The sequence below is a fragment of the Enterobacter sp. MGH85 genome (assembly GCF_001037655.1).
Taxonomy (GTDB): domain Bacteria; phylum Pseudomonadota; class Gammaproteobacteria; order Enterobacterales; family Enterobacteriaceae; genus Enterobacter; species Enterobacter intestinihominis.
Map to the genome: position 1 here is coordinate 1,818,818 of NZ_KQ089925.1, position 19,373 is coordinate 1,838,190.

Consider the following 19,373-nt stretch of genomic DNA (forward strand, 5'->3'; position numbering starts at 1 on the left):
TTACGGTTTTTTCTTACCCGCGCCAAGCTCGGCACCGGTAAGCGGATCGGCTTTAGGATCGGATTTCGTACGTGCGCACATTGCTTTGACCAGCGTAGCCTGCTCTGTTGTGAGCGTTACGCTTGCGCCGCCGTCACCGCCATCGACCGCTGGCTGAGGAGATTCCACGTAGTCGAAATGCTTGTCGCTGTTCCAGCTTCCGCGAACTTCTCCCCCCTCAGACATATTGTAGTACTTGTTGGTGTACTCTTCGATTGGAGGCAATTTACCCGGTGGGAAGTTGTTACGGATCGACTGGAGCGCCTTCTCAAACGAAAGCTGGTGTGCTGCCTCACGCGTCATTAAAAACGCCAGCGCATCTTTAACACCTGGATCGTCCGTTACGTTAATAAGCCGTTCGTAGATAATTTTGGCGCGCGCCTCGGCCGCAATGTTAGAGCGCAGATCCGCGGTGGGTTCGCCAATGGTATCCACGTACGCCGCCGTCCACGGTACGCCTGCGGAGTTAGTGAGCGGAGTACCGCCCCCGTAGAGCAGGGAAGTGATATGACTGTCGTTGCCGTTTTCGGTCATGGACCGGTACAGCTCCGCTTCATTTTCAACGCCTTCCGCCAGTTCACCTTTCGCACCCTTATTAAGCATACCCACCAGGGTGCCGATAATTTCCAGGTGACTTAACTCCTCGGTCGCGATATCCATCAGCATATCTTTACGACCGGGATCGTCGTCGCTCAATCCTTGCGTAAAGTAACGACATGCCGCGGCAAGTTCGCCCTGTGGCCCGCCAAACTGCTCAAGCAGAAGATTAGCCAGACCCGGATTCGGTTCGGCTACGCGTACCGTGTATTGCAGCTGTTTTACGTGTCGAAACATAGTTTCTCCCTCTTCCGTTATTTTTTCGCTTCAACGCCGTCCGCGTCGGAGCGCAGCAGGAACTGTTCCGTCGTCTGTGGAATATGTTGAATCAGCCAGTCCGCCATCTGGCGCTCTTCTTCCAGAATGGATTCAATGGCTGGAATGGAGGCGGTATCGCCCGCTTGTTTGGCCGCGGCCAGCAGAGAGGTGTAGCAGGCAATTTCAAACTGCTCAAAAACGTAGCCGCTGATGGAGCCTTTAACAATTTCGTCGGAAGGGAACATGCCGCCAATGGACTGGCCGAGCGCCGCCATTTTGCTCATGGAATCTTTTATGACCGAACGGGAAATATTATTGCGGTCGAGAATTTCTTCCAGCACGGTAATTTGGTGTTTAGTTTCATTAACGTGTTGTTCAATTCGTGCACGTAAGTCGGGATAATTATCAATACGGCTGGCCATTGATTCCAGCATGGATTCGGCTTGCTTTTCCATCGCATGGGCATCGCGTAGCCAATCATGGTAGTGTTCTACATGATTCATAATTAACTCCTGTGATTTATTTTCTGGTTAATTGTTGGTGCTGATGCTCATCAAATTATTATTTATCCTTTCTGGGCTTTTTGATTAATATTGCCGACAGCCAGATCGGTTAATTTGAGATCGGTTTCTTTTTCTTCTTCCAGCGTTTCTGCAAGAAGTTTAACGGCTTTTTTATAGCCTAATTGTTCAGCCAGGGTGGCCAGGGTGCCATAGCTGGCAATTTCGTAGTGTTCGACTTTCTGTGCGGCGGCAATTAATGCAGCGTCACGCACTTCGTTTTTCTCAGTGCTCTCAATAACTTCGTTGGCTTCTTCAATTAAGCCTTCCATTGCAACGCATTTCATGCGCTTCAGCTTGAGGCCAGATTCCTGCTCAATAATCTGATCGATACGTTCGATCTGTCCCTGCGTCTCCTCAAGGTGAGCCGTGAAGGCAGCGCTCAGCTTCTCGCTTGATGCGGCACGGGCTAACTTGCTTAGCGCGCGGGTCAGCTGCTTCTCAGCGCTGTAGGTATCGGATAACAGGTGAATAAATACATCTTCAACAGTTTTCATATTCATATATTCGCTCCAGTGAAATAAAGGGAAGGTACTGCGAGCCGACAGGCCCGCAGCATGCTCTCGGTATATTTAGAAGAGCTTTAAATAAGATCAGGAGTTATCAGATTTACGGCCCCCGCCGTGACTGTTCTGTCCCCCTTTCTTACCCGCTTCAGATGCGCGTTGCGGATCGTTTTTGAAATTACCGCCGCTATGCTGGCCGCCTTTACGTCCAGCTTCTGATGCTTTTTCACGGTCTTGCGCGAAATTACCGGAACCACCACGATGTTGCTCTGCCATATATCAACCCTCATGTTGCGTTTATGTCAGGTGATACGATAAGTAATTCGTATCAGTTGTCGTTCAGAAATTAACATTAGTCGTTATGTGAGAAGAGTCAAATTTCCTGTCTGGGTTGTTTTGCGCCATTTCCAGAGATGCGGGGAAAATACCGCTTCGTTACGTTTTTTGAAAATTGGAAGTAAATCCATTGCTTAGGGATAAATAACTTGTGTCGTTAGGATTCCGCTTAGCTAATAATCTTAATATGAACGCGGCGGAAATGATTACAAGAATTGACGTAGCGCAAAAATATATCTTGCCGACCTGATTCTTTATAATCGGAATAGTCTTAAGCGAAAAGTAAAATAACGAGCCGAAACAGTGTATCCGATCGTCGTTTTTGACGTGGTCAGGCGGATCGGGTGAGGGTATGCTGCATTTGTCACCACAATAATTACAGAGGCAATGTCATGGATCAGGAGCTACTGGATGCAGGGTACCGGGCCTATACCGGTGAGAAAATCGATGTCTACTTCAACACAGGGATCTGCAAACACTCGGGCAACTGCGTACGCGGCAGCGCGGCGCTGTTCGACCTGAAGCGTAAACCCTGGATCGCACCGGATGAAGTGGATGCAGAAACTGTTGCGCGCGTAATTGATACCTGCCCGAGCGGTGCGCTGAAGTACCGCCTAAAATAAGTGAGGAACCATGAATATTCTTGAAGGCCATAACAATTTTTATGTCAACGACGCCGAAGGCAATCAGGTTGCGGAGATCGTCTTTGTCCCGACCGGCGAGCATCTGAGCATCATCGAGCACACCGATGTGGATCCGAGCCTGAAAGGGCAGGGAGTGGGTAAACAGCTGGTGGCAAAGGTGGTAGAGAAGATGCGCGGGGAGAACCGTAAAATTATCCCGCTGTGTCCGTTTGCGAAGCATGAGTTTGATAATACGCGGGAGTATGACGATATTCGGGCGTAAAACAGATGCCCGGCATTGCGCCGGGCAGCACACTCAACCGACAAACATCACCGACACACACAGCACACCCACAATCAGCGTCAGCAGGTTGCCGATGGAGCGGTACGGTTTTAACGACGGGATCAGGTACGTCGACAGCGTCGGCATGATGAACAGGATCATGGCGATAAGCGGACCGCTGATGGCGTAAATCATGGAGATCGCATTCGGGTTGATGCAGCAGACCGCAAAGGTAATCAGCGACACGCCGAGAATCGAAACCGCGCGGTTAAAGGCGCGACTTTTCTTCACCCCCACCTGATTCAGCGACGATTTCACAATTTCCGTTGCCCCTTCAATCACGCCAAAATAGGTGCCGAGGAACGATTTCGACATCGCTATAATTGCCACGATAATGCCGGAAATGCCCAGCCATGCCGGGGACGAAGGCATCATCGACAGCGCGGACAGGATCGTCACCCCTTCCTCTTTTGCCGCCACGATATAGGACGGTGGAATCGAAAGCAGGCAGCTGAACACAAAGAACAGCACGCTGAGGCAGATGATCAGGTACGCCACTTTCATGATTTTTTTGCATTTACCCATAGCCTCTTCACCGTATTTCTCGCGACGATCTACGGCGAAGGTCGAGATGATCGGGGTATGGCTAAAAGCGAAAACCATCACCGGGATCGATATCCACACCTGGTGCAGCGTATGCTGGTCGAAGGCCATCTGGCTGGTCAGCAGCGACGGCTGCCAGCTGCCCGTCAGATACAGCGAGACAAACAGGAAATAGGCGATCAGCGGAAAGACAAGGAAACCCATCACCTTAATGGTGATGTGCCGCCCCATCAGGAAGATCAGATTCAAAATCAGCACCACGCCAAAACTCACCAGCATCCGCACGCTGGTATCCACCGTCATCCGTTTCGCCAGCTGTTCAGTAAGTGAGTTGGTTATCGCCACCGCGTAAATCAGAACCACCACAAAGAAGGCCACGAAATAGAGCGTGGTAATGAGGTTGCCGATCTTTTTGCCGTAGTAATGGGAAACGGCACCGGTGATCCCTTCGTTGCCTTTCGTCTTCGACGACAGAATAAATTGCGCCAGCGCTTTATGCGGCCAGTAGGTTAAGGGATACGCCACAAGGGCGGTGATCAGCAGGACAATCGCGCCAGCAGAGCCGAGCTGAATGGGCAAGAACAGGGTTCCTGCGCCCACGGCAGTGCCGTAGAGGGCGAAACTCCAGAGAGTCTCTTCTTTTGACCAAATTTTCGACATTAGAGCAACGTATCAACTATAAAACGAACAAAAAGGAGTGCAATTTACCATAATTATGCGTTGAGGTCGCCGTTGCTTCGCTGGGGTTGGGCCGGAGAAGGTCTCCGGCCGGAAGGTCATTCGCTTGCCAGGGCGCGACGTTGCTGGCGGCGCTTGATAATTTTCTCCCGCAGGGTGTCATACGCCCAGTTGTAGAGCATGGTGTACGGCAGGAAGAACAGGAAGAAACCAATCTCCAGCGTGAAGGCCTGGAGCAGCGTCACGCCCAGCACGGCGGCAACGATGGTTACGCCAATCACAATAAAGCCGCATTCAAAACCCAGCGCATGCAGGGCGCGCACTTTTGCCGTGCGCTTCACCCGCTGAACGGGCCAGAAACGGTCGAAGCCAAAGTTATAGATAATGTTCCAGAGCATTGCCGTGGTCGCCAGAATAATAGTGAGACCCCCCATTTCAACCACCGAGCGCTGCATTAGCCACGCGGCCGTAGGGGCGAGGATCGCCGTAGCAATACCTTCAAAACAGACGGCATGGAAGATCCGCTCCGGCAATTTACGTTGGAGTGCATCCTGATGTTGCATATTTACCTCATAAAGACGCCAGTATGGGCGTTGATGCGGCCTATTCTTATCGCTTAAGGTGATATATAAAAGATGGTATCCATCGATAAAGTAGATACATCATGCGTTATTCTCCCGAAGCACTGACCGCGTTTGTTGAAACTGTCGCCGCAGGTTCGTTTTCAGCTGCGGCACGACGGCTGCGTAAAAGCCAGTCCACCATCAGCACCTCCATCGCCAACCTTGAAGCTGACCTTGGCTTTGAGCTGTTTGATCGCTCGGCGCGTCACCCGGTGTTAACCGCCCAGGGTGAACAGGTGCTGGGCTATGTCCAGTCAATCCTCGCCGCCAGCGCGCGCCTTGATGAGCTGGCCGTATCCTTAACAGCGCAAACGGAGGCGCGTTTTACCTTTGTTCTCTCCGATACGCTTAACCCGACCGTGCTGGAAGAGATGATGAGCCAGTTCGACCAGCGTTTTCCGCACACCGAATTTGAGTGCCTGATTGGGGAAGAGGAGGACGTGATCGATCTGCTGCAAAAGGAGCGGGCGCAAATTGGCCTGACGGAAGCACGCGACAGCTACCCGACCGATATTGGCGCGACCCGTCTGCCTATGCAGACGCGGATGGCTATTTACGTTTCTGCCGGACATCCTCTGGCAGGGCAACATGAGACGCAGGCGGACGAGCTGCATGGCTGGCGCGAGCTGCGGCTGAGTACCTATCTTGAACGGGAAGCGCCCCTTGCGCGCGGGCCGGTCTGGTCTGCGCCGAACTACCTGCTGCTGCTAAGCATGGCGGTACAGGGCTTTGGCTGGTGCGCGTTACCCTGCGCGCTGGTCGACGAATTTGCCGCATCGAAATCGCTGGTGCAGCTGAACGTGCCGGGTTGGCCGAGGTCGATTGCCATCGATCTGGTATGGAACAAAAGAACCCCGCCCGGCGTCGCCGGAAGCTGGCTGCGCCAGTACTTGCAGGACGCACGATAATCCTGTGACTAAACTCACTAATTTTAAACATTTGCGTCAATTGTTGATAACAATCCTCTACTATCGTCATGTCATTTTGCACAGAGGTCGTGATGAAAGATGTCGTTATAGTGGGTGCGTTACGTACGGCTATCGGCTGTTTTCAGGGAGCGCTTGCGCGTCACTCTGCGGTTGATCTCGGCAGCGTGGTGGTAAGAGCGCTGGTGGAACGCAGCGGGGTTGCCGCACATGAAATTGATGAGGTGATCCTCGGCCAGGTGCTGACCGCGGGCGCGGGACAAAACCCTGCGCGCCAGGCGGCGCTGAAGGGCGGCCTGCCTAATACCGTTTCGGCGATTACCATCAACGACGTCTGTGGTTCAGGTTTGAAAGCGCTCCACCTTGCGACGCAGGCCATCCAGTGCGGTGAAGCGGACGTGGTCATTGCCGGAGGGCAGGAAAACATGAGCCGCGCCCCGCATGTCCTGACCGACAGCCGGACCGGCGCGCAGCTCGGGAACAGTCAGCTGCTTGACAGCCTTGTTCATGACGGGCTGTGGGACGCCTTCAACGACTACCATATGGGCGTAACGGCGGAAAACCTGGCGCGGGAATACGGCATCAGCCGCGAACTTCAGGATGCGTATGCGCTTAGCTCGCAGCAAAAAGCGCGTGCAGCGATCGACTCCGGCCGTTTTCGCGATGAAATTGTCCCGGTCAGTACCCAACGCCAGAACGGCGAAGCGCTCATCGTTGATACCGACGAGCAGCCGCGCACCGATGCCAGCGCAGAAGGGCTGGCAAAACTCGATCCGGCCTTCGAAACGCTCGGTTCTGTAACGGCAGGTAACGCATCATCCATTAACGACGGTGCGGCGGCGGTGATGATGATGAGTGAAAGCAAAGCCCAGGAGCTGGCGCTGCCGGTGCTGGCGCGCATCAAAGCGTTTGCCAGCGTGGGTGTTGATCCTGCGTTAATGGGGATCGCCCCGGTCTATGCCACGCGCCGCTGTCTTGAGCGGGCGGGCTGGCAGCTGAACGATGTAGATCTGATTGAAGTCAATGAAGCCTTTGCTGCACAGGCGATCTCGGTCGGGAAAATGCTGGAATGGGATCCGCTACGGGTCAACGTCAACGGCGGTGCGATCGCGCTCGGTCATCCTATTGGCGCTTCCGGCTGCCGCATTCTGGTGTCGCTAGTCCACGAAATGAAAAAGCGTAACGCCCGAAAAGGGATCGCAACGCTCTGCATTGGCGGAGGGCAGGGGGTAGCCCTGGCTATCGAACGGTAATTTCCCCCTCTGCGCACAGAAAGCCTCCCTCGGGAGGTTTTTTTATGTCCGCAGAATCCTTTTTTAACACTTCTGCGTTCTTTCTTAAGCCCACAATAATTATTGCGCGGTGAATTATTCGCTTTGTGAAGTTCTTAGTGTGATCTCACGCCTGGAATTTATGCGTTATACGCCTTTTTTGTTGATGAGGTTCACGTCGATCTTTGCCAAAAAAAATGAAACAAATAATTTCGATCCTTGTCACTAAAATAACGGTACATAAAAAATAAACTCAAGTTTCATAAAAACGAAACGTTATTTTAATTGAGGGTTTTTTCATGTTTAAGAAATCTCTGCTCCTTGCTTCCCTTATTAGTGCCTCTTTTGCGGCTAGCGCCGTTACCGTCGATCTGCGTCACGAATATATTGACAGCGGCTCGAATGCCGACCGTGTTGCCGTCTCGCACCGCTTTGACAATGGCTTCGGTTTTTCAGTCGAGGCGAAGTGGAAATCAGGCGGGGACAAGGCAGATCAGCCATTCGCGGATGTGGTGGGGAACGGTCACGAAGATCAGATTAGCTGGCGCTGGAAAGCGACAGACAATATCGCCCTGACGCCTGCGTTTACGATTGAAAGCACAGACAGTCGTACCATTTATAAACCGAATCTGCATGTGCAATATAGTTTCGATAATGGCTTCTACGTGGCCGCGCGTTACCGTTATGAATATACCCGCTACCCGTCAAGCTCAAATAAGGACGATGATAAAGTTAACCGTGGTGATGCGTGGGTCGGTTGGGTATTTGGTGACTGGCGTACCGAGCTGAACTATGTTTACGCGAAAAGCTCTGAAGGCGTGGCCCGAAATAACAATAAAGATTATTCCAATGAATATAACGCCAAGCTCGCCTACAAATGGGATAAAAACTGGGCACCGTATGTTGAGGTGGGCAACGTGGGGGTTAAAGACACTGACGAACGCCAGACCCGTTTCCGTTTAGGCGTGGCGTACTCCTTCTGATAATCCAGTTTCTTCGCTAAAAACCGCCGGATGGCGCTGCGCTTACCCGGCCTACACTTTCCTTCCACTCCGTCGTTTCGTATGCCGGGTGGCGCTGCGCCTACCCGGCATACACTTTCTCTCCAATCAGTCGTTTCGTAGGCCGGGTAAGCGTTAGCGCCACCCGGCAAAAAGCGCCGCAATCACCCAAAAAAAAGCCCTCCGAATCGGAGGGCAAGGCCAGTTACAGAAACACTAACTCATTCAGGCATGCAACATTTCAGGTTGCTCGGGGAGTTTCGCGATATAGAGGGCTGGTTTGCCGTCTTTATCGGAACTGTACAGCACCGCTTTTTCGTCCGGCGTGAAGGACGGATGCGGGTGGGTTACCTGGCGGCTGTTCGCCACCGTAGCCCAGGAAGTGTCATGACGGGCAATGCGGTAATAGGCTTTCTTCGCCACGTCAAAGGCATACAGATAAGGATCGTTATCAATGGTGTAGCCGCCGGTGTCTTTCACATCGACAGGCGTGCCGGAACCGTCGCCAACCAGCATGGTGCCGTCAACGTTGCTCATCAGGTGCGAACAGGCGGGCATGTTCATTACCGCTTCATTCACGCCGGTGTCCGGATTGAAGCGGGAGATGGTACGACCTTGCTGACCTTTCAGGTAAGAGACGTAGATCAGCGCGGACCCGTCCGGCACCCAAAATTCATGCGTGCAGCTTTCCCCTTCCGCGTGCGTTTTCACTTTCCGCACGTTGCTGCCATCTTCGTTGACCAGCCACATGCGGGCGTCAACCAGGTCGTGTGGCCCTTCATGACAGAAGGCCACGGTATTGTCATCGAACGGGCGATAAATCGGATGTCCCAGCCAGATCTTCTCGTCATGGATGGTGGTGCTTTCACCCGTTTTTAGATCAACGCGCAGCAGGCGGCAGTGCGGCCCTTTGTGGAAGAAGTCGTGGAAAATTTTCCAGTCGTTGAGTGGCGTCCAGTCACGTCTGGCAATCTCAATACCTACCAGTTTGGTGCAGTCGCTGTTCGCGACCCAGGTGCCGTAGCCAACCCACTCTTCCGGGACGCGGTACACTTCGCGCTCTGCCAGCGTCTGTAAATCCACCTCAAGCAGGGTGCGATCGTTTTTCACATAGTAGAGGGATTGATCGTCCGGAGAGAGGAACCCGCCAAAGGTGTTATCGCCCGCGCCTTCGGTCAGCTGCACCGCTTCGGCGTTTTTCAGATCCAGCAGGTAATAGTTCCAGTGACCGTCGAACTCCCCGGCGAACAGCAGGTGGCTGCCATCGTTAAAGAAGCACTTCTGGTAAAAGTAGTTGCGATGACAGGTTACTTCCGGTGGGGTCAGGCGGGTAACTTCCACGCCTGTATCCGGATCGCGGCTGACCTCGTAGTTCAGCTTGACCCGCATACCTTTAGCCATAATGCACTCCTTTGAACGCGTAATGTAGGTTGAAAACTAGGTGTTAAATTATCAAAACATCGTTTCATTATGTGTGACTGACAGCGCAAATTCTCAGTTTCTTTAACCAGATTGAGGGGCTTAAAGATTTATCGTGATCGAAACACCATTTCTGGCATAAACATACAGAAAAAATGAAACGTTGTTTTAAATGTAATTGAAAACCCCATGTACAGGGGATAATATGTGTTCATCACGAAAACGGAACATTGTTTCGTTATTCATCTTTGCCTTCGGGCACGATTAATTCTGGAGGTTTACGTGGACGTCAGACAAAGCATCCACAGTGCGCACGCAAAAACGCTGGATACTCAGGGGCTGCGCAGTGAGTTTTTAGTTGAGCAAGTGTTCGAAGCCGACAAGTACACCATGGTCTACAGCCATATTGACCGCATTATTGTGGGCGGGATTATGCCGGTGGCGAAAACCGTCTCCGTGGGCGGTGAAGTGGGCAAACAGCTGGGCGTGAGCTACTTCCTCGAACGCCGTGAACTGGGCGTGATTAACATTGGCGGGCCGGGCACCATAACCGTCGATGGCCAGTGCTACGAAATTGGTCACCGTGACGCGCTGTACGTCGGCAAAGGCGCGAAAGAAGTGGTGTTCGCCAGCATCGATGGCTGCAAACCGGCGAAGTTCTACTACAACTGCGCCCCGGCTCATACGACTTACCCAACCAAAAAAGTCACGCCAGCGGACGTTGCCCCGGTGACCCTTGGTGACAACCTCACCAGCAACCGCCGCACCATCAATAAATACTTCGTACCGGATGTGCTGGAAACTTGCCAGCTCAGCATGGGGCTGACCGAGCTTGCGCCGGGCAACCTGTGGAACACCATGCCGTGCCATACCCACGAGCGCCGCATGGAAGTCTATTTCTACTTCAACATGGATGAAGATGCCTGCGTGTTCCACATGATGGGACAGCCGCAGGAAACTCGCCATATCGTGATGCACAACGAGCAGGCGGTCATTTCGCCAAGCTGGTCCATCCACTCTGGCGTGGGAACGAAAGCTTATACCTTTATCTGGGGTATGGTCGGTGAAAACCAGGTCTTCGATGACATGGACCACGTCGCTGTTAAGGATCTGCGCTAGTCGCAGGCAGTTAAGCACACATCTGCCTGTTGGTGACAGGCGCTGAACGATTAAGGAACAAACATGATTCTGGATGCATTTTCTCTGCAGGGTAAAGTGGCTGTGGTTTCCGGGTGTGACACCGGGCTGGGGCAGGGTATGGCGTTAGGTCTGGCGGAAGCGGGCTGTGATATCGTCGGGATTAACATCGTAGAGCCAACGGAAACCATCGAGCGCGTCACCGCGCTGGGCCGTCGTTTCCTGAGCCTGACCGCGGACCTGCGCAAAATCGATGCGATCCCTGAACTGCTGGATCGCGCGGTGGCGGAGTTCGGGCATATCGATATTCTGGTCAACAATGCGGGCCTGATTCGCCGTGAAGATGCGATTAACTTCAGCGAAACGGACTGGGACGACGTGATGAACCTGAACATCAAGAGCGTGTTCTTTATGTCCCAGGCGGCTGCGAAGCACTTCATCGCGCAGGGGAAAGGCGGCAAGATCATCAATATTGCCTCCATGCTCTCTTTCCAGGGCGGCATCCGCGTACCGTCTTACACCGCATCGAAGAGCGCCGTGATGGGCGTGACCCGTCTGCTGGCGAACGAGTGGGCGCAGCACAATATCAACGTCAACGCGATTGCGCCGGGCTACATGGCCACCAACAATACCCAGCAGCTGCGTGCTGATGAAGAGCGCAGCGCGGCAATTCTGGAACGTATTCCAGCGGGTCGCTGGGGTCTGCCGAGCGATCTGATGGGCCCGGTTGTGTTCCTGGCTTCTCCGGCTTCGGATTACATTAACGGCTATACCGTCGCCGTTGACGGCGGCTGGCTGGCACGTTAATTCAGCCTTAATAAAGAACCTCTGCCCTCGGGTGGAGGTTTTTTTTGCGCCAAAATTGGCTTTATCCATATCCTTAAAGATGAAAAATCCATACTAAAAAGGAATAAATGACGGGTATCACACATTTATTGCTTAAATATTAACTAATTAATAAAAAATAAGGTTAAACCACCCTGATTTGAAATTGTAATGTCCATCACAGAACGGTATGTCGTAGCGAAATAATCCATATCTTCACCAGTTCCGACCTGACACTTTCTTCCGGTATCTCGTAATTTCACTTAACGAATTTCGCTGTTGAGGCAGGAAACTATGACATCTATAAATGACTCTACCCTTATGCCCGCTGCGCTGCGCGATACCCGACGCATGAACCAGTTTGTTTCTGTTGCGGCCGCCGTAGCCGGTCTACTGTTTGGTCTGGATATCGGCGTTATCGCTGGCGCACTGCCCTTTATTACCGACCACTTTACGTTAAGCAACCGCCTGCAAGAGTGGGTGGTGAGCAGCATGATGCTGGGCGCGGCCATCGGCGCGTTGTTTAACGGCTGGCTGTCGTTCCGTCTCGGGCGCAAATACAGCCTGATGGTTGGGGCGATCCTGTTCGTCGCAGGCTCCATCGGCTCCGCGTTTGCGACAAACATAGAAGTGCTGCTGCTTTCACGCGTGTTGCTTGGCGTAGCGGTGGGTATCGCGTCCTACACCGCGCCGCTTTATCTCTCTGAAATGGCAAGTGAGAACGTGCGCGGGAAGATGATCAGTATGTATCAGCTGATGGTGACGCTCGGTATCGTGCTGGCGTTTCTGTCGGATACGTACTTCAGCTACAGCGGCAACTGGCGGGCAATGCTTGGCGTGCTGGCGCTGCCTGCGCTGCTGCTGATTGTGTTAGTCATTTTCCTGCCGAACAGCCCGCGCTGGCTGGCGCAAAAAGGGCGTCACGTGGAGGCGGAAGAGGTGCTGCGCATGTTGCGCGACACGTCTGAAAAAGCGCGTGAAGAGCTGAACGAAATCCGCGAAAGCCTGAAGCTGAAGCAGGGCGGCTGGTCCCTGTTTAAGGCGAACCGCAACGTGCGCCGCGCAGTGTTCCTCGGCATGCTGTTACAGGCGATGCAGCAGTTTACGGGGATGAACATCATTATGTATTACGCCCCGCGCATTTTTAAAATGGCCGGTTTTACCACCACCGAACAGCAGATGATCGCCACGCTGGTGGTGGGGCTGACCTTTATGTTCGCCACCTTTATCGCGGTGTTCACCGTTGATAAGGCCGGACGTAAACCCGCCCTGAAAATTGGCTTTAGCGTGATGGCGCTCGGCACCTTAATCCTTGGCTACTGCCTGATGCAGTTCGATAACGGCACGGCGTCAAGCGGCCTCTCCTGGCTCTCCGTGGGCATGACCATGATGTGTATCGCCGGTTACGCGATGAGCGCCGCGCCGGTGGTGTGGATCCTGTGCTCTGAAATACAGCCGCTGAAATGCCGCGACTTTGGTATCACCTGTTCCACCACCACCAACTGGGTGTCGAACATGATCATTGGCGCGACCTTCCTGACGCTGCTGGATGCGATTGGCGCGGCAGGCACCTTCTGGCTCTATACGGTGCTGAACGTGGCGTTTATCGGTGTGACCTTCTGGCTGATCCCCGAAACCAAGGGCGTGACCCTGGAGCATATTGAACGCAAGCTGATGAGAGGGGAGAAACTACGTAATATCGGCGTGTAATGTAATTGCCCGGTGGCGCTTCGCTTACCGGGCCTACGATACCGTGTAGGCCCGGTAAACGGCTTAGTGTTTACCGCATCGCACGTCTCAAAATACGCTCCGCCTGACGCTGGAAGTCAGCGGCCGTCTCTTCCACGGTTTTCTGGCCGTAGTCGATATACTGCAAAGAAGTACCGAACTGCGCCACAATCTGTGGGTCGTCAAAGTATGGCGAGACGGTGAGTTTCGCCGGCAGCGACTGCGCCAGACGCAGGCCTGCCACGGAAGGATCGTCCTCTTTAATGGTGCCGTCTTCAGTCAGATACTGCACCGCTACTTTGCTCAGCGGTACGCCACGCTCAAGGCCCAGCGTATCGACCCCTTCTTTGCTGTTGAGCAGGAAATTAATCAGCTTCGCCGCCGCTTCCGGGTTTTTGGTCGACTTACCAATCGACAGCATTTGCGCCGGTTTGAAGAACAGGCCCGCGTCGGTGGCGCCCGGCAGCATTGGGTAGCTGCCCAGCTCCAGTTTCGCCGGTGGCTTCAGGTTGTCGGAATATTTGTTGATGGTGGAGTTCCACATATAGGTGCCGCCCCATTCTCCCTGGATCCACGGCTTCATCTCATACATGTTGCTCTTACCAAATGAGGCATAATATTTGGTGTCCGGCATGACGTGGCTGTCGATCAGCTTTTTGTAGGTCTGGAAGAACTCCACCCACTGTTCCTTTGTGTAGCTGAACTTTTTGGTTTTCTCATCCACCGCAGGAATGTTGTACTTCTGGATCATGTACGAATTCAGCAGCGCCAGCGTATCCTGGTGCTCCAGGATCACCGGATAGTATTGCTTACCGAGCTTGCTCTCGAAGGTTTTACCGGCCGCCATCAGCTCGTCCCAGGTTTTCGGGTACGCAATACCCGCTTTTTTCCAGGTTTCGTCATTGAAGTAGAACACCCGCGCCGTCACCGAGATCGGAATGCCGTTCAGCTTGCCATCCACGGTGGTGGTTTGCAGCTCTTTGGGATCGAACTGCGACAGGTCGATCACCTCCTTCAACTTGTTCAGATCGTAGAAGCCGTCACCGGTTTTGGAGAAGATCGGCAGCCAGTTCCAGTTCGTCTGCATTACGTCTGGCTCGGTTCCACCCGCAATCTGGGTGGTCAGACGGGAGAGGTGACCGTCCCAGCCGGTGTATTCCGCTTTCACGTTGATGTCCGGGTTCTGCTTATGGAACTCCTCCAGCGCTTTCAGGGTGACCTGGTGACGGCCGTTGCCGCCCCACCAGGACATCCGTAAATCCACATTCTGCGCCATCGATGGCAAAGCGGTAAGGCCCAGGGTCGCGGAGATAGCTGCGCTTAAAAGCACTTTTTTCATTTTTATCACTCCATCAGAGAGAGAGGTTCTGTTCAGTTTTTGCGTCAAAAATATGACACTTATTCATATCAAACGTGAAATACACCTTACGATGAAGTCCCTTATCAATCATTGGTTTAGCTTCATCGGACGGGATTCTGGCGGTCAGTTCGTAGTCCGCGACCTTCAGGTACACAAAGAATTCGTGGCCCATGTTCTCAACGCGCACCATCTCCCCACTACAGCCGCCGTTCGGGAAGGGCTCATCAGAGAGCGACACAAATTCCGGACGCACGCCGAAGAAGATCTCCTGACCCGCGTAAGCGGCGACTTTCTCCTGCTTCTCCGCGTTCAGCGGCATGCTTTCATCACCAATGGCGATGTGCAGCTGTCCCGCTTTTTCGACCAGCACGCTTTTGCGTATATTCATCTCCGGCGCGCCGATAAAGCCCGCTACGAACATGTTCTTCGGCTTGTGGTAGAGATTGTCCGGCGTATCCACCTGCATGATATGGCCGAGCTTCATCACGCAGATGCGGTCGCCCATGGTCATCGCTTCGGTCTGGTCGTGGGTCACGTAAACGGTGGTGGCCGGTTTTCCGGATTTCTTCAGCTGCTTGTGCAGGTCGGAAATACGGATACGCATTGAGGCGCGCAGTTTGGCGTCGAGGTTTGAAAGCGGCTCATCGAACAGGAACACATCCGGCTTTTTCACAATCGCACGGCCTACCGCCACGCGCTGCGCCTGGCCGCCGGAAAGCTGGCGCGGCAGGCGGTCAAGCAGCTCTTCAAGCTCAAGAATTTTAGCGGCTTCATTCACCTGGGACTCAATCTGATCTTTCGGCAGCTTGCTCAACTTGAGGCCAAAGGCCAGATTCTCGCGCACCGTCATGTGTGGATAGAGGGCGTAGTTCTGGAACACCATCGCAATCCCGCGCTCTTTCGGCGCGAGGTTGTTCACGATGTTGTCGCCGATACGCACCTCGCCGCCGCTGATGGTTTCCAGTCCCGCCAGCATGCGCAGAGTAGTGGATTTGGCGCAGCCGGATGGGCCGACGATCACCATGAATTCCCCTTCGGCGATTTTAAGATCGATAGCGTGTACCGCTTTAAAACCGTTGGAGTAGACCTTTTCCAGCTTGTTGAAAATAACTTCAGCCATGGTATTTCCCTCTTAACCTTTAATTCCGCTGCTGGTGACGCCCTGTACGAAGTAGCGCTGTGCCAGGAAGAAGACAATGATGGATGGCAGAATGGAGATGCTCGCCATTGCCAGAATTTCGTTCCACGGCGCCCCTTCGGTGACGTCGATGGACATTTTCAGCGCCAGTGCAATCGGGTATTTATCCACGCTGTAGACATAAATCAGCGGCCCGATAAAGTCGTTCATGGACCACATGAACTGGAACAGGGCGACGGAGATAATGGCCGGTTTAAGGATCGGCACAACCACGTACCACAGCACCTGAAGGGAGTTACAGCCGTCAATCTGCGCCGCCTCTTCCATGTCACGCGGGACGCCGCGCAGGAACTGGATCAGCATGAAGACGAAGAACCCCTGGGTGGCGAAGGCCAGCGGCAGGTACAGCGGCATATAGCTGTTCAGCATGCCCATTTCACGGAACATCAGGTACTGCGGGATCAGCAGCACGGTGCTGGGTAGCAGCATGGTGGTAATGAGCGTGGCGAACCAGAACTTCTTCCACGGGATCTCGAAGCGGGCAAAGCCATACGCCACGATGGTGGAGGAGATAATGGTCAGGATCACTTTCGGGATCACATACTTAAAGGTGTTCAGCATGTAGTGGCCGAAGTTGTACTCGGTGCCGGTTTTCCAGCCGTTGATGAAGCCGTCCCAGGTGGCATGGGCAGGCCACAGGCTCAGGGTGGTGAAGATCTCGTGGTTCGGTTTGAACGACGCGGAGAACATCCACACCAGCGGGTAAAGCATCAGCAGGCCGACAAACAGCAGGATCGCATAGCGAACGGTGGCATTGATTTTCTCTCTGCGCAGCGTGCGGGCTACTTCGCGTTCGGCGATGCTTCTTGCCGTGGAGAGTTGTTGAATATCAGCCATTTTTGCCTCCTTTATCGGCGGAGTAGAACACCCAGTATTTCGACGACTTAAAGGCGATACCGGCGAAGACGGCCACCACCAGGAACAGGATCCACGCCAGCGCCGCGCCATAACCCATATCGAAATACTTAAACGCGGTGTCGTAGATGTAGAGCGAGAACAGGTAGGTCGAATAGGTCGGCCCGCCGCCGGTGATCACGTACGGCCCGGTAAATTCCTGGAACGCCTGCGTGGTCTGCATGATGAAGTTGAAGAAGATCACCGGCGTAATCAGCGGCACGGTCACCTTCATGAACATCTGCCATTTCGATGCGCCATCGATCATCGCCGCTTCATACTGGGACTGCGGTACGTTTTGCAGCGCGGCCAGGAAGATGACCATCGCGGAACCGAACTGCCAGACGCGCAGCAGGGTAACGGACATTAGTGCCAGTGACGGTTCACCCAGCCAGTTCACCGGGTCAAAACCAAATACGCCGATAAAGCTGTTCAGCAGGCCATCGATCGCAAATAAGGCGCGCCACAATACGGCAATGGCGACGGAACTGCCGAGGATCGACGGAATATAGTAGGCAGTACGGAAAAATCCGATGCCGCGTAATTTAAAGTTCAGGACAAAGGCAATCCCTAATGCGAAGGCGAGCTTTAACGGAATGGTTAAAAATACGTATGCAAAGGTCACGCCCATTGATTTCCAGAAGAGCGTGTCTTCGGTAAACATGTAGCGATAGTTTTCGATGCCGTTAAACACCGGCGGACTCATCAAATCGTAATCCGTAAAGCTGAGGAAAAATGATGAGACGAAGGGGAATGCCGTAAAGAGTATCAACCCGATGATGTAGGGTGATATCCATGCGAGCCCCAGCAGCTTGTTTTCATTCATACATACCTACCTGGCGATCAATGGTTTAAAACGGAATCTGCTTTGTTACATCTTCCCAGGCCCGCATCGCGCGGCATGAGAGCTGAGTTTTAGGGTGCAATATCTGGCGTCGGCTAAATATAAAATTGTTTTTTAACGCTTTTTTGCCTTCCTCTTTGCGCTAAATGCGTTGGGTTTCAAAAGAGCTGAACCGCCGTTCTTGGATACTAAAACATCGTTTTATTTTATATTATTGCGATTTATTTCTGCGTCATTCGCTTAATGATGGAAATGTGATCAGCGTCGAAACGCTGTTTCAATATAGTGAGGGAGGTGGCATTTTTGCCTTTTCACGGACGTTCGTCGGGGCTGCGAGGAGGCGATACGAAGCACAAGTGGAAACGGGAAAAACAATAGTCACGCAGCGTGGCTAACTACCAGATCTGATAGCAGGTCTACAGATGTACCAATTCGGCATTCAGATAATTCTTAAATTCTTGTATGATTTCTCAAACCGGAACCAGTCAGGCAGAATTTCACTGCATCCTTAAAAGAAGAACAGTTATGTCAGCAATGGATTTCAAACAACATACGGATCTCAACTTTCCTCACTATGCTCCCCCGGCGGTCAGCGCTAAAGAAATAGATCTCCTGGGTCTGCTGGACGTCCTGCTGGCAGCAAAAAAACGCATCATTACCATTGTGTTTGCATTTGCACTGGTCGGCCTGGCAATCGCCTTCCTGATACCGCAAAAATGGACCAGTAAAGCGGTCATTACGCCAGCGGAACAGACGCAGTGGAGTTCGCTGCGCCAGATGATGGTGACGCTGCAGGTGCTTGATGTGGACGTTAAAGTTACCCGTGCGGATGTATTTAATCTGTTTATCAAAAAGTTTCAGTCTCAGTCCCTGCTTGAAGAGTACATGAAGAGCTCTCCTTACGTGATGGCTCAGCTCGATGGCGCCGAGGTTGACCCGCTGGAGCTGCACCGCGCGGTGGTCAATATCGCCGAAAAGATGAAGGCTATTGATAACACCCAGGAAAAAAATGCTGATAAAGCACCGTATCTCTCCTGGACGTTAAGCTTCACTGCCCCAACGGCAGAGGACGCGCAGAAAGTGTTGAATGGTTACATTCAGTACATTTCCCGCATCGTCGAGCAGGAGACCATGCAAAACATCCGCGATCAGCTGATCCTGAGAACCAAAACGGTTCAGCAGCAGCTGGAGCTGGATCGGGTTCGACTGACCAATATCCACAATACCAACCTGCAACGCCTTAACTACTCGCTGGAAGTGGCGAACGCGGCAGGGATCAAAAAGCCGGTTTACAGTAACGGACAGGCGGTGAAAGACGATCCGGATTACTCCGTCGCGCTCGGCGCGGACGGGATTGCGCAGAAATTGCAGATTGAAAAAAATCTGAAGGATGTTTCTGAGCTGAACGCCGATTTCCAGAACCGCGAATACTATCTGGCGCAGCTGCAAAAACTCTCCTTCGAAGACGTGAGCCTGGAGCCGTTCAAATACCAGCTCTCTCCTTCTATGCCGGTGAAAAAAGATGGCCCGGGCAAAGCACTGATCGTGCTGCTGGCGGGTATTCTGGGTGGGCTGTTCGCCTGTGGCAGCGTGCTGCTGCGCGAAGCAATGCGCTCCCGCAACCCGCTGCCGGAACAACTTCCTGAGCCGGTTACGGAATAACA

20 protein-coding genes are annotated in these 19,373 nt (G+C 53.1%); 9 read left to right on the plus strand and 11 right to left on the minus strand.

Annotated features, from left to right (window positions below; translation table 11 throughout):
* From SK51_RS08640 to SK51_RS08655, 4 genes are all read right to left on the minus strand, one after another.
* Positions 1-873, minus strand: coding sequence for a manganese catalase family protein (locus tag SK51_RS08640; RefSeq protein WP_022649263.1), 873 nt, complete (start codon positions 871-873; stop codon positions 1-3).
* Between the two features lie 17 nt (positions 874-890).
* On the minus strand, positions 891-1,397 hold the full coding sequence (locus SK51_RS08645) for a ferritin-like domain-containing protein (protein WP_022649262.1): 507 nt from the start codon (positions 1,395-1,397) through the stop codon (positions 891-893).
* Between the two features lie 62 nt (positions 1,398-1,459).
* Positions 1,460-1,957 carry a YciE/YciF ferroxidase family protein gene (locus SK51_RS08650; protein ID WP_003862851.1) on the minus strand — a complete coding sequence of 166 codons (498 nt, stop codon included), beginning with the start codon at positions 1,955-1,957 and terminating at the stop codon, positions 1,460-1,462.
* A gap of 90 nt (positions 1,958-2,047) precedes the next feature.
* Complete coding sequence (locus tag SK51_RS08655; protein WP_022649261.1) at positions 2,048-2,236, minus strand: con-10 family general stress protein; 189 nt, start codon at positions 2,234-2,236, stop codon at positions 2,048-2,050.
* A gap of 452 nt (positions 2,237-2,688) precedes the next feature.
* On the opposite strand from SK51_RS08655, the gene yjdI reads away from it, so the two are divergent.
* Together yjdI and SK51_RS08665 are read left to right on the plus strand one after the other, a co-directional pair.
* Positions 2,689-2,919, plus strand: a complete 231-nt coding sequence (gene yjdI / locus SK51_RS08660) for a 4Fe-4S mono-cluster protein YjdI (protein WP_022649260.1) — start codon at positions 2,689-2,691, stop codon at positions 2,917-2,919.
* Positions 2,920-2,929: 10 nt separating this feature from the next.
* Complete coding sequence (locus tag SK51_RS08665) at positions 2,930-3,202, plus strand: GNAT family N-acetyltransferase (protein ID WP_023306867.1); 273 nt, start codon at positions 2,930-2,932, stop codon at positions 3,200-3,202.
* 33 nt (positions 3,203-3,235) lie between these two features.
* Here the strand turns inward: SK51_RS08665 and SK51_RS08670 are convergent, their stop codons facing one another.
* Together SK51_RS08670 and SK51_RS08675 are read right to left on the minus strand one after the other, a co-directional pair.
* Positions 3,236-4,465: an amino acid permease gene (locus tag SK51_RS08670; RefSeq protein ID WP_022649259.1), complete on the minus strand. Its 1,230-nt coding sequence runs from the start codon at positions 4,463-4,465 to the stop codon at positions 3,236-3,238.
* Between the two features lie 116 nt (positions 4,466-4,581).
* Positions 4,582-5,046 (minus strand): multidrug/biocide efflux PACE transporter, encoded by a 465-nt coding sequence (locus SK51_RS08675; protein ID WP_022651793.1) that lies wholly within the window; start codon positions 5,044-5,046, stop codon positions 4,582-4,584.
* Between the two features lie 101 nt (positions 5,047-5,147).
* On the opposite strand from SK51_RS08675, the gene SK51_RS08680 reads away from it, so the two are divergent.
* From SK51_RS08680 to SK51_RS08690, 3 genes are all read left to right on the plus strand, one after another.
* A complete protein-coding gene (locus SK51_RS08680; RefSeq protein ID WP_023298525.1) occupies positions 5,148-6,014 on the plus strand; it encodes a LysR family transcriptional regulator in 867 nt (288 codons plus the stop codon).
* Positions 6,015-6,106: 92 nt separating this feature from the next.
* Complete coding sequence (locus SK51_RS08685) at positions 6,107-7,285, plus strand: acetyl-CoA C-acetyltransferase (protein ID WP_022649256.1); 1,179 nt, start codon at positions 6,107-6,109, stop codon at positions 7,283-7,285.
* 317 nt (positions 7,286-7,602) lie between these two features.
* The gene (locus SK51_RS08690) at positions 7,603-8,286 is read left to right on the plus strand and encodes an oligogalacturonate-specific porin KdgM family protein (RefSeq protein WP_023306865.1); all 684 of its coding nucleotides are present in this window, start codon (positions 7,603-7,605) and stop codon (positions 8,284-8,286) included.
* A 243-nt stretch (positions 8,287-8,529) separates the two neighbouring features.
* Here the strand turns inward: SK51_RS08690 and SK51_RS08695 are convergent, their stop codons facing one another.
* Positions 8,530-9,705: an oligogalacturonate lyase family protein gene (locus SK51_RS08695; protein ID WP_023298524.1), complete on the minus strand. Its 1,176-nt coding sequence runs from the start codon at positions 9,703-9,705 to the stop codon at positions 8,530-8,532.
* Positions 9,706-10,005: 300 nt separating this feature from the next.
* On the opposite strand from SK51_RS08695, the gene kduI reads away from it, so the two are divergent.
* From kduI to araE, 3 genes are all read left to right on the plus strand, one after another.
* Entirely contained in the window at positions 10,006-10,842 is an 837-nt protein-coding gene (gene kduI / locus SK51_RS08700; RefSeq protein WP_023306864.1) for a 5-dehydro-4-deoxy-D-glucuronate isomerase, read from the plus strand.
* 63 nt (positions 10,843-10,905) lie between these two features.
* Positions 10,906-11,667 (plus strand): 2-dehydro-3-deoxy-D-gluconate 5-dehydrogenase KduD, encoded by a 762-nt coding sequence (kduD, locus tag SK51_RS08705; RefSeq protein ID WP_003862835.1) that lies wholly within the window; start codon positions 10,906-10,908, stop codon positions 11,665-11,667.
* Positions 11,668-11,979: 312 nt separating this feature from the next.
* Positions 11,980-13,395, plus strand: coding sequence for an arabinose-proton symporter AraE (gene araE / locus SK51_RS08710; RefSeq protein WP_023298523.1), 1,416 nt, complete (start codon positions 11,980-11,982; stop codon positions 13,393-13,395).
* Positions 13,396-13,465: 70 nt separating this feature from the next.
* Here araE and SK51_RS08715 read toward each other — a convergent pair whose 3' ends face one another.
* Genes SK51_RS08715 through SK51_RS08730 form a run of 4 tightly spaced genes read right to left on the minus strand, consistent with a single transcriptional unit; the run spans position 13,466 to position 17,691 of the window.
* Entirely contained in the window at positions 13,466-14,752 is a 1,287-nt protein-coding gene (locus SK51_RS08715) for an ABC transporter substrate-binding protein (RefSeq protein WP_023298522.1), read from the minus strand.
* 13 nt (positions 14,753-14,765) lie between these two features.
* Positions 14,766-15,893 (minus strand): ABC transporter ATP-binding protein, encoded by a 1,128-nt coding sequence (locus tag SK51_RS08720; protein ID WP_048206647.1) that lies wholly within the window; start codon positions 15,891-15,893, stop codon positions 14,766-14,768.
* A gap of 12 nt (positions 15,894-15,905) precedes the next feature.
* A complete protein-coding gene (locus tag SK51_RS08725; RefSeq protein WP_022649251.1) occupies positions 15,906-16,808 on the minus strand; it encodes a carbohydrate ABC transporter permease in 903 nt (300 codons plus the stop codon).
* Entirely contained in the window at positions 16,801-17,691 is an 891-nt protein-coding gene (locus SK51_RS08730; RefSeq protein WP_003862825.1) for a carbohydrate ABC transporter permease, read from the minus strand. The genes SK51_RS08725 and SK51_RS08730 overlap by 8 nt, the downstream gene beginning before the upstream one ends.
* A gap of 543 nt (positions 17,692-18,234) precedes the next feature.
* On the opposite strand from SK51_RS08730, the gene wzz(fepE) reads away from it, so the two are divergent.
* Positions 18,235-19,371, plus strand: coding sequence for an LPS O-antigen length regulator Wzz(fepE) (gene wzz(fepE) / locus SK51_RS08735; RefSeq protein WP_023298520.1), 1,137 nt, complete (start codon positions 18,235-18,237; stop codon positions 19,369-19,371).
* Positions 19,372-19,373: the final 2 nt, after the last annotated feature.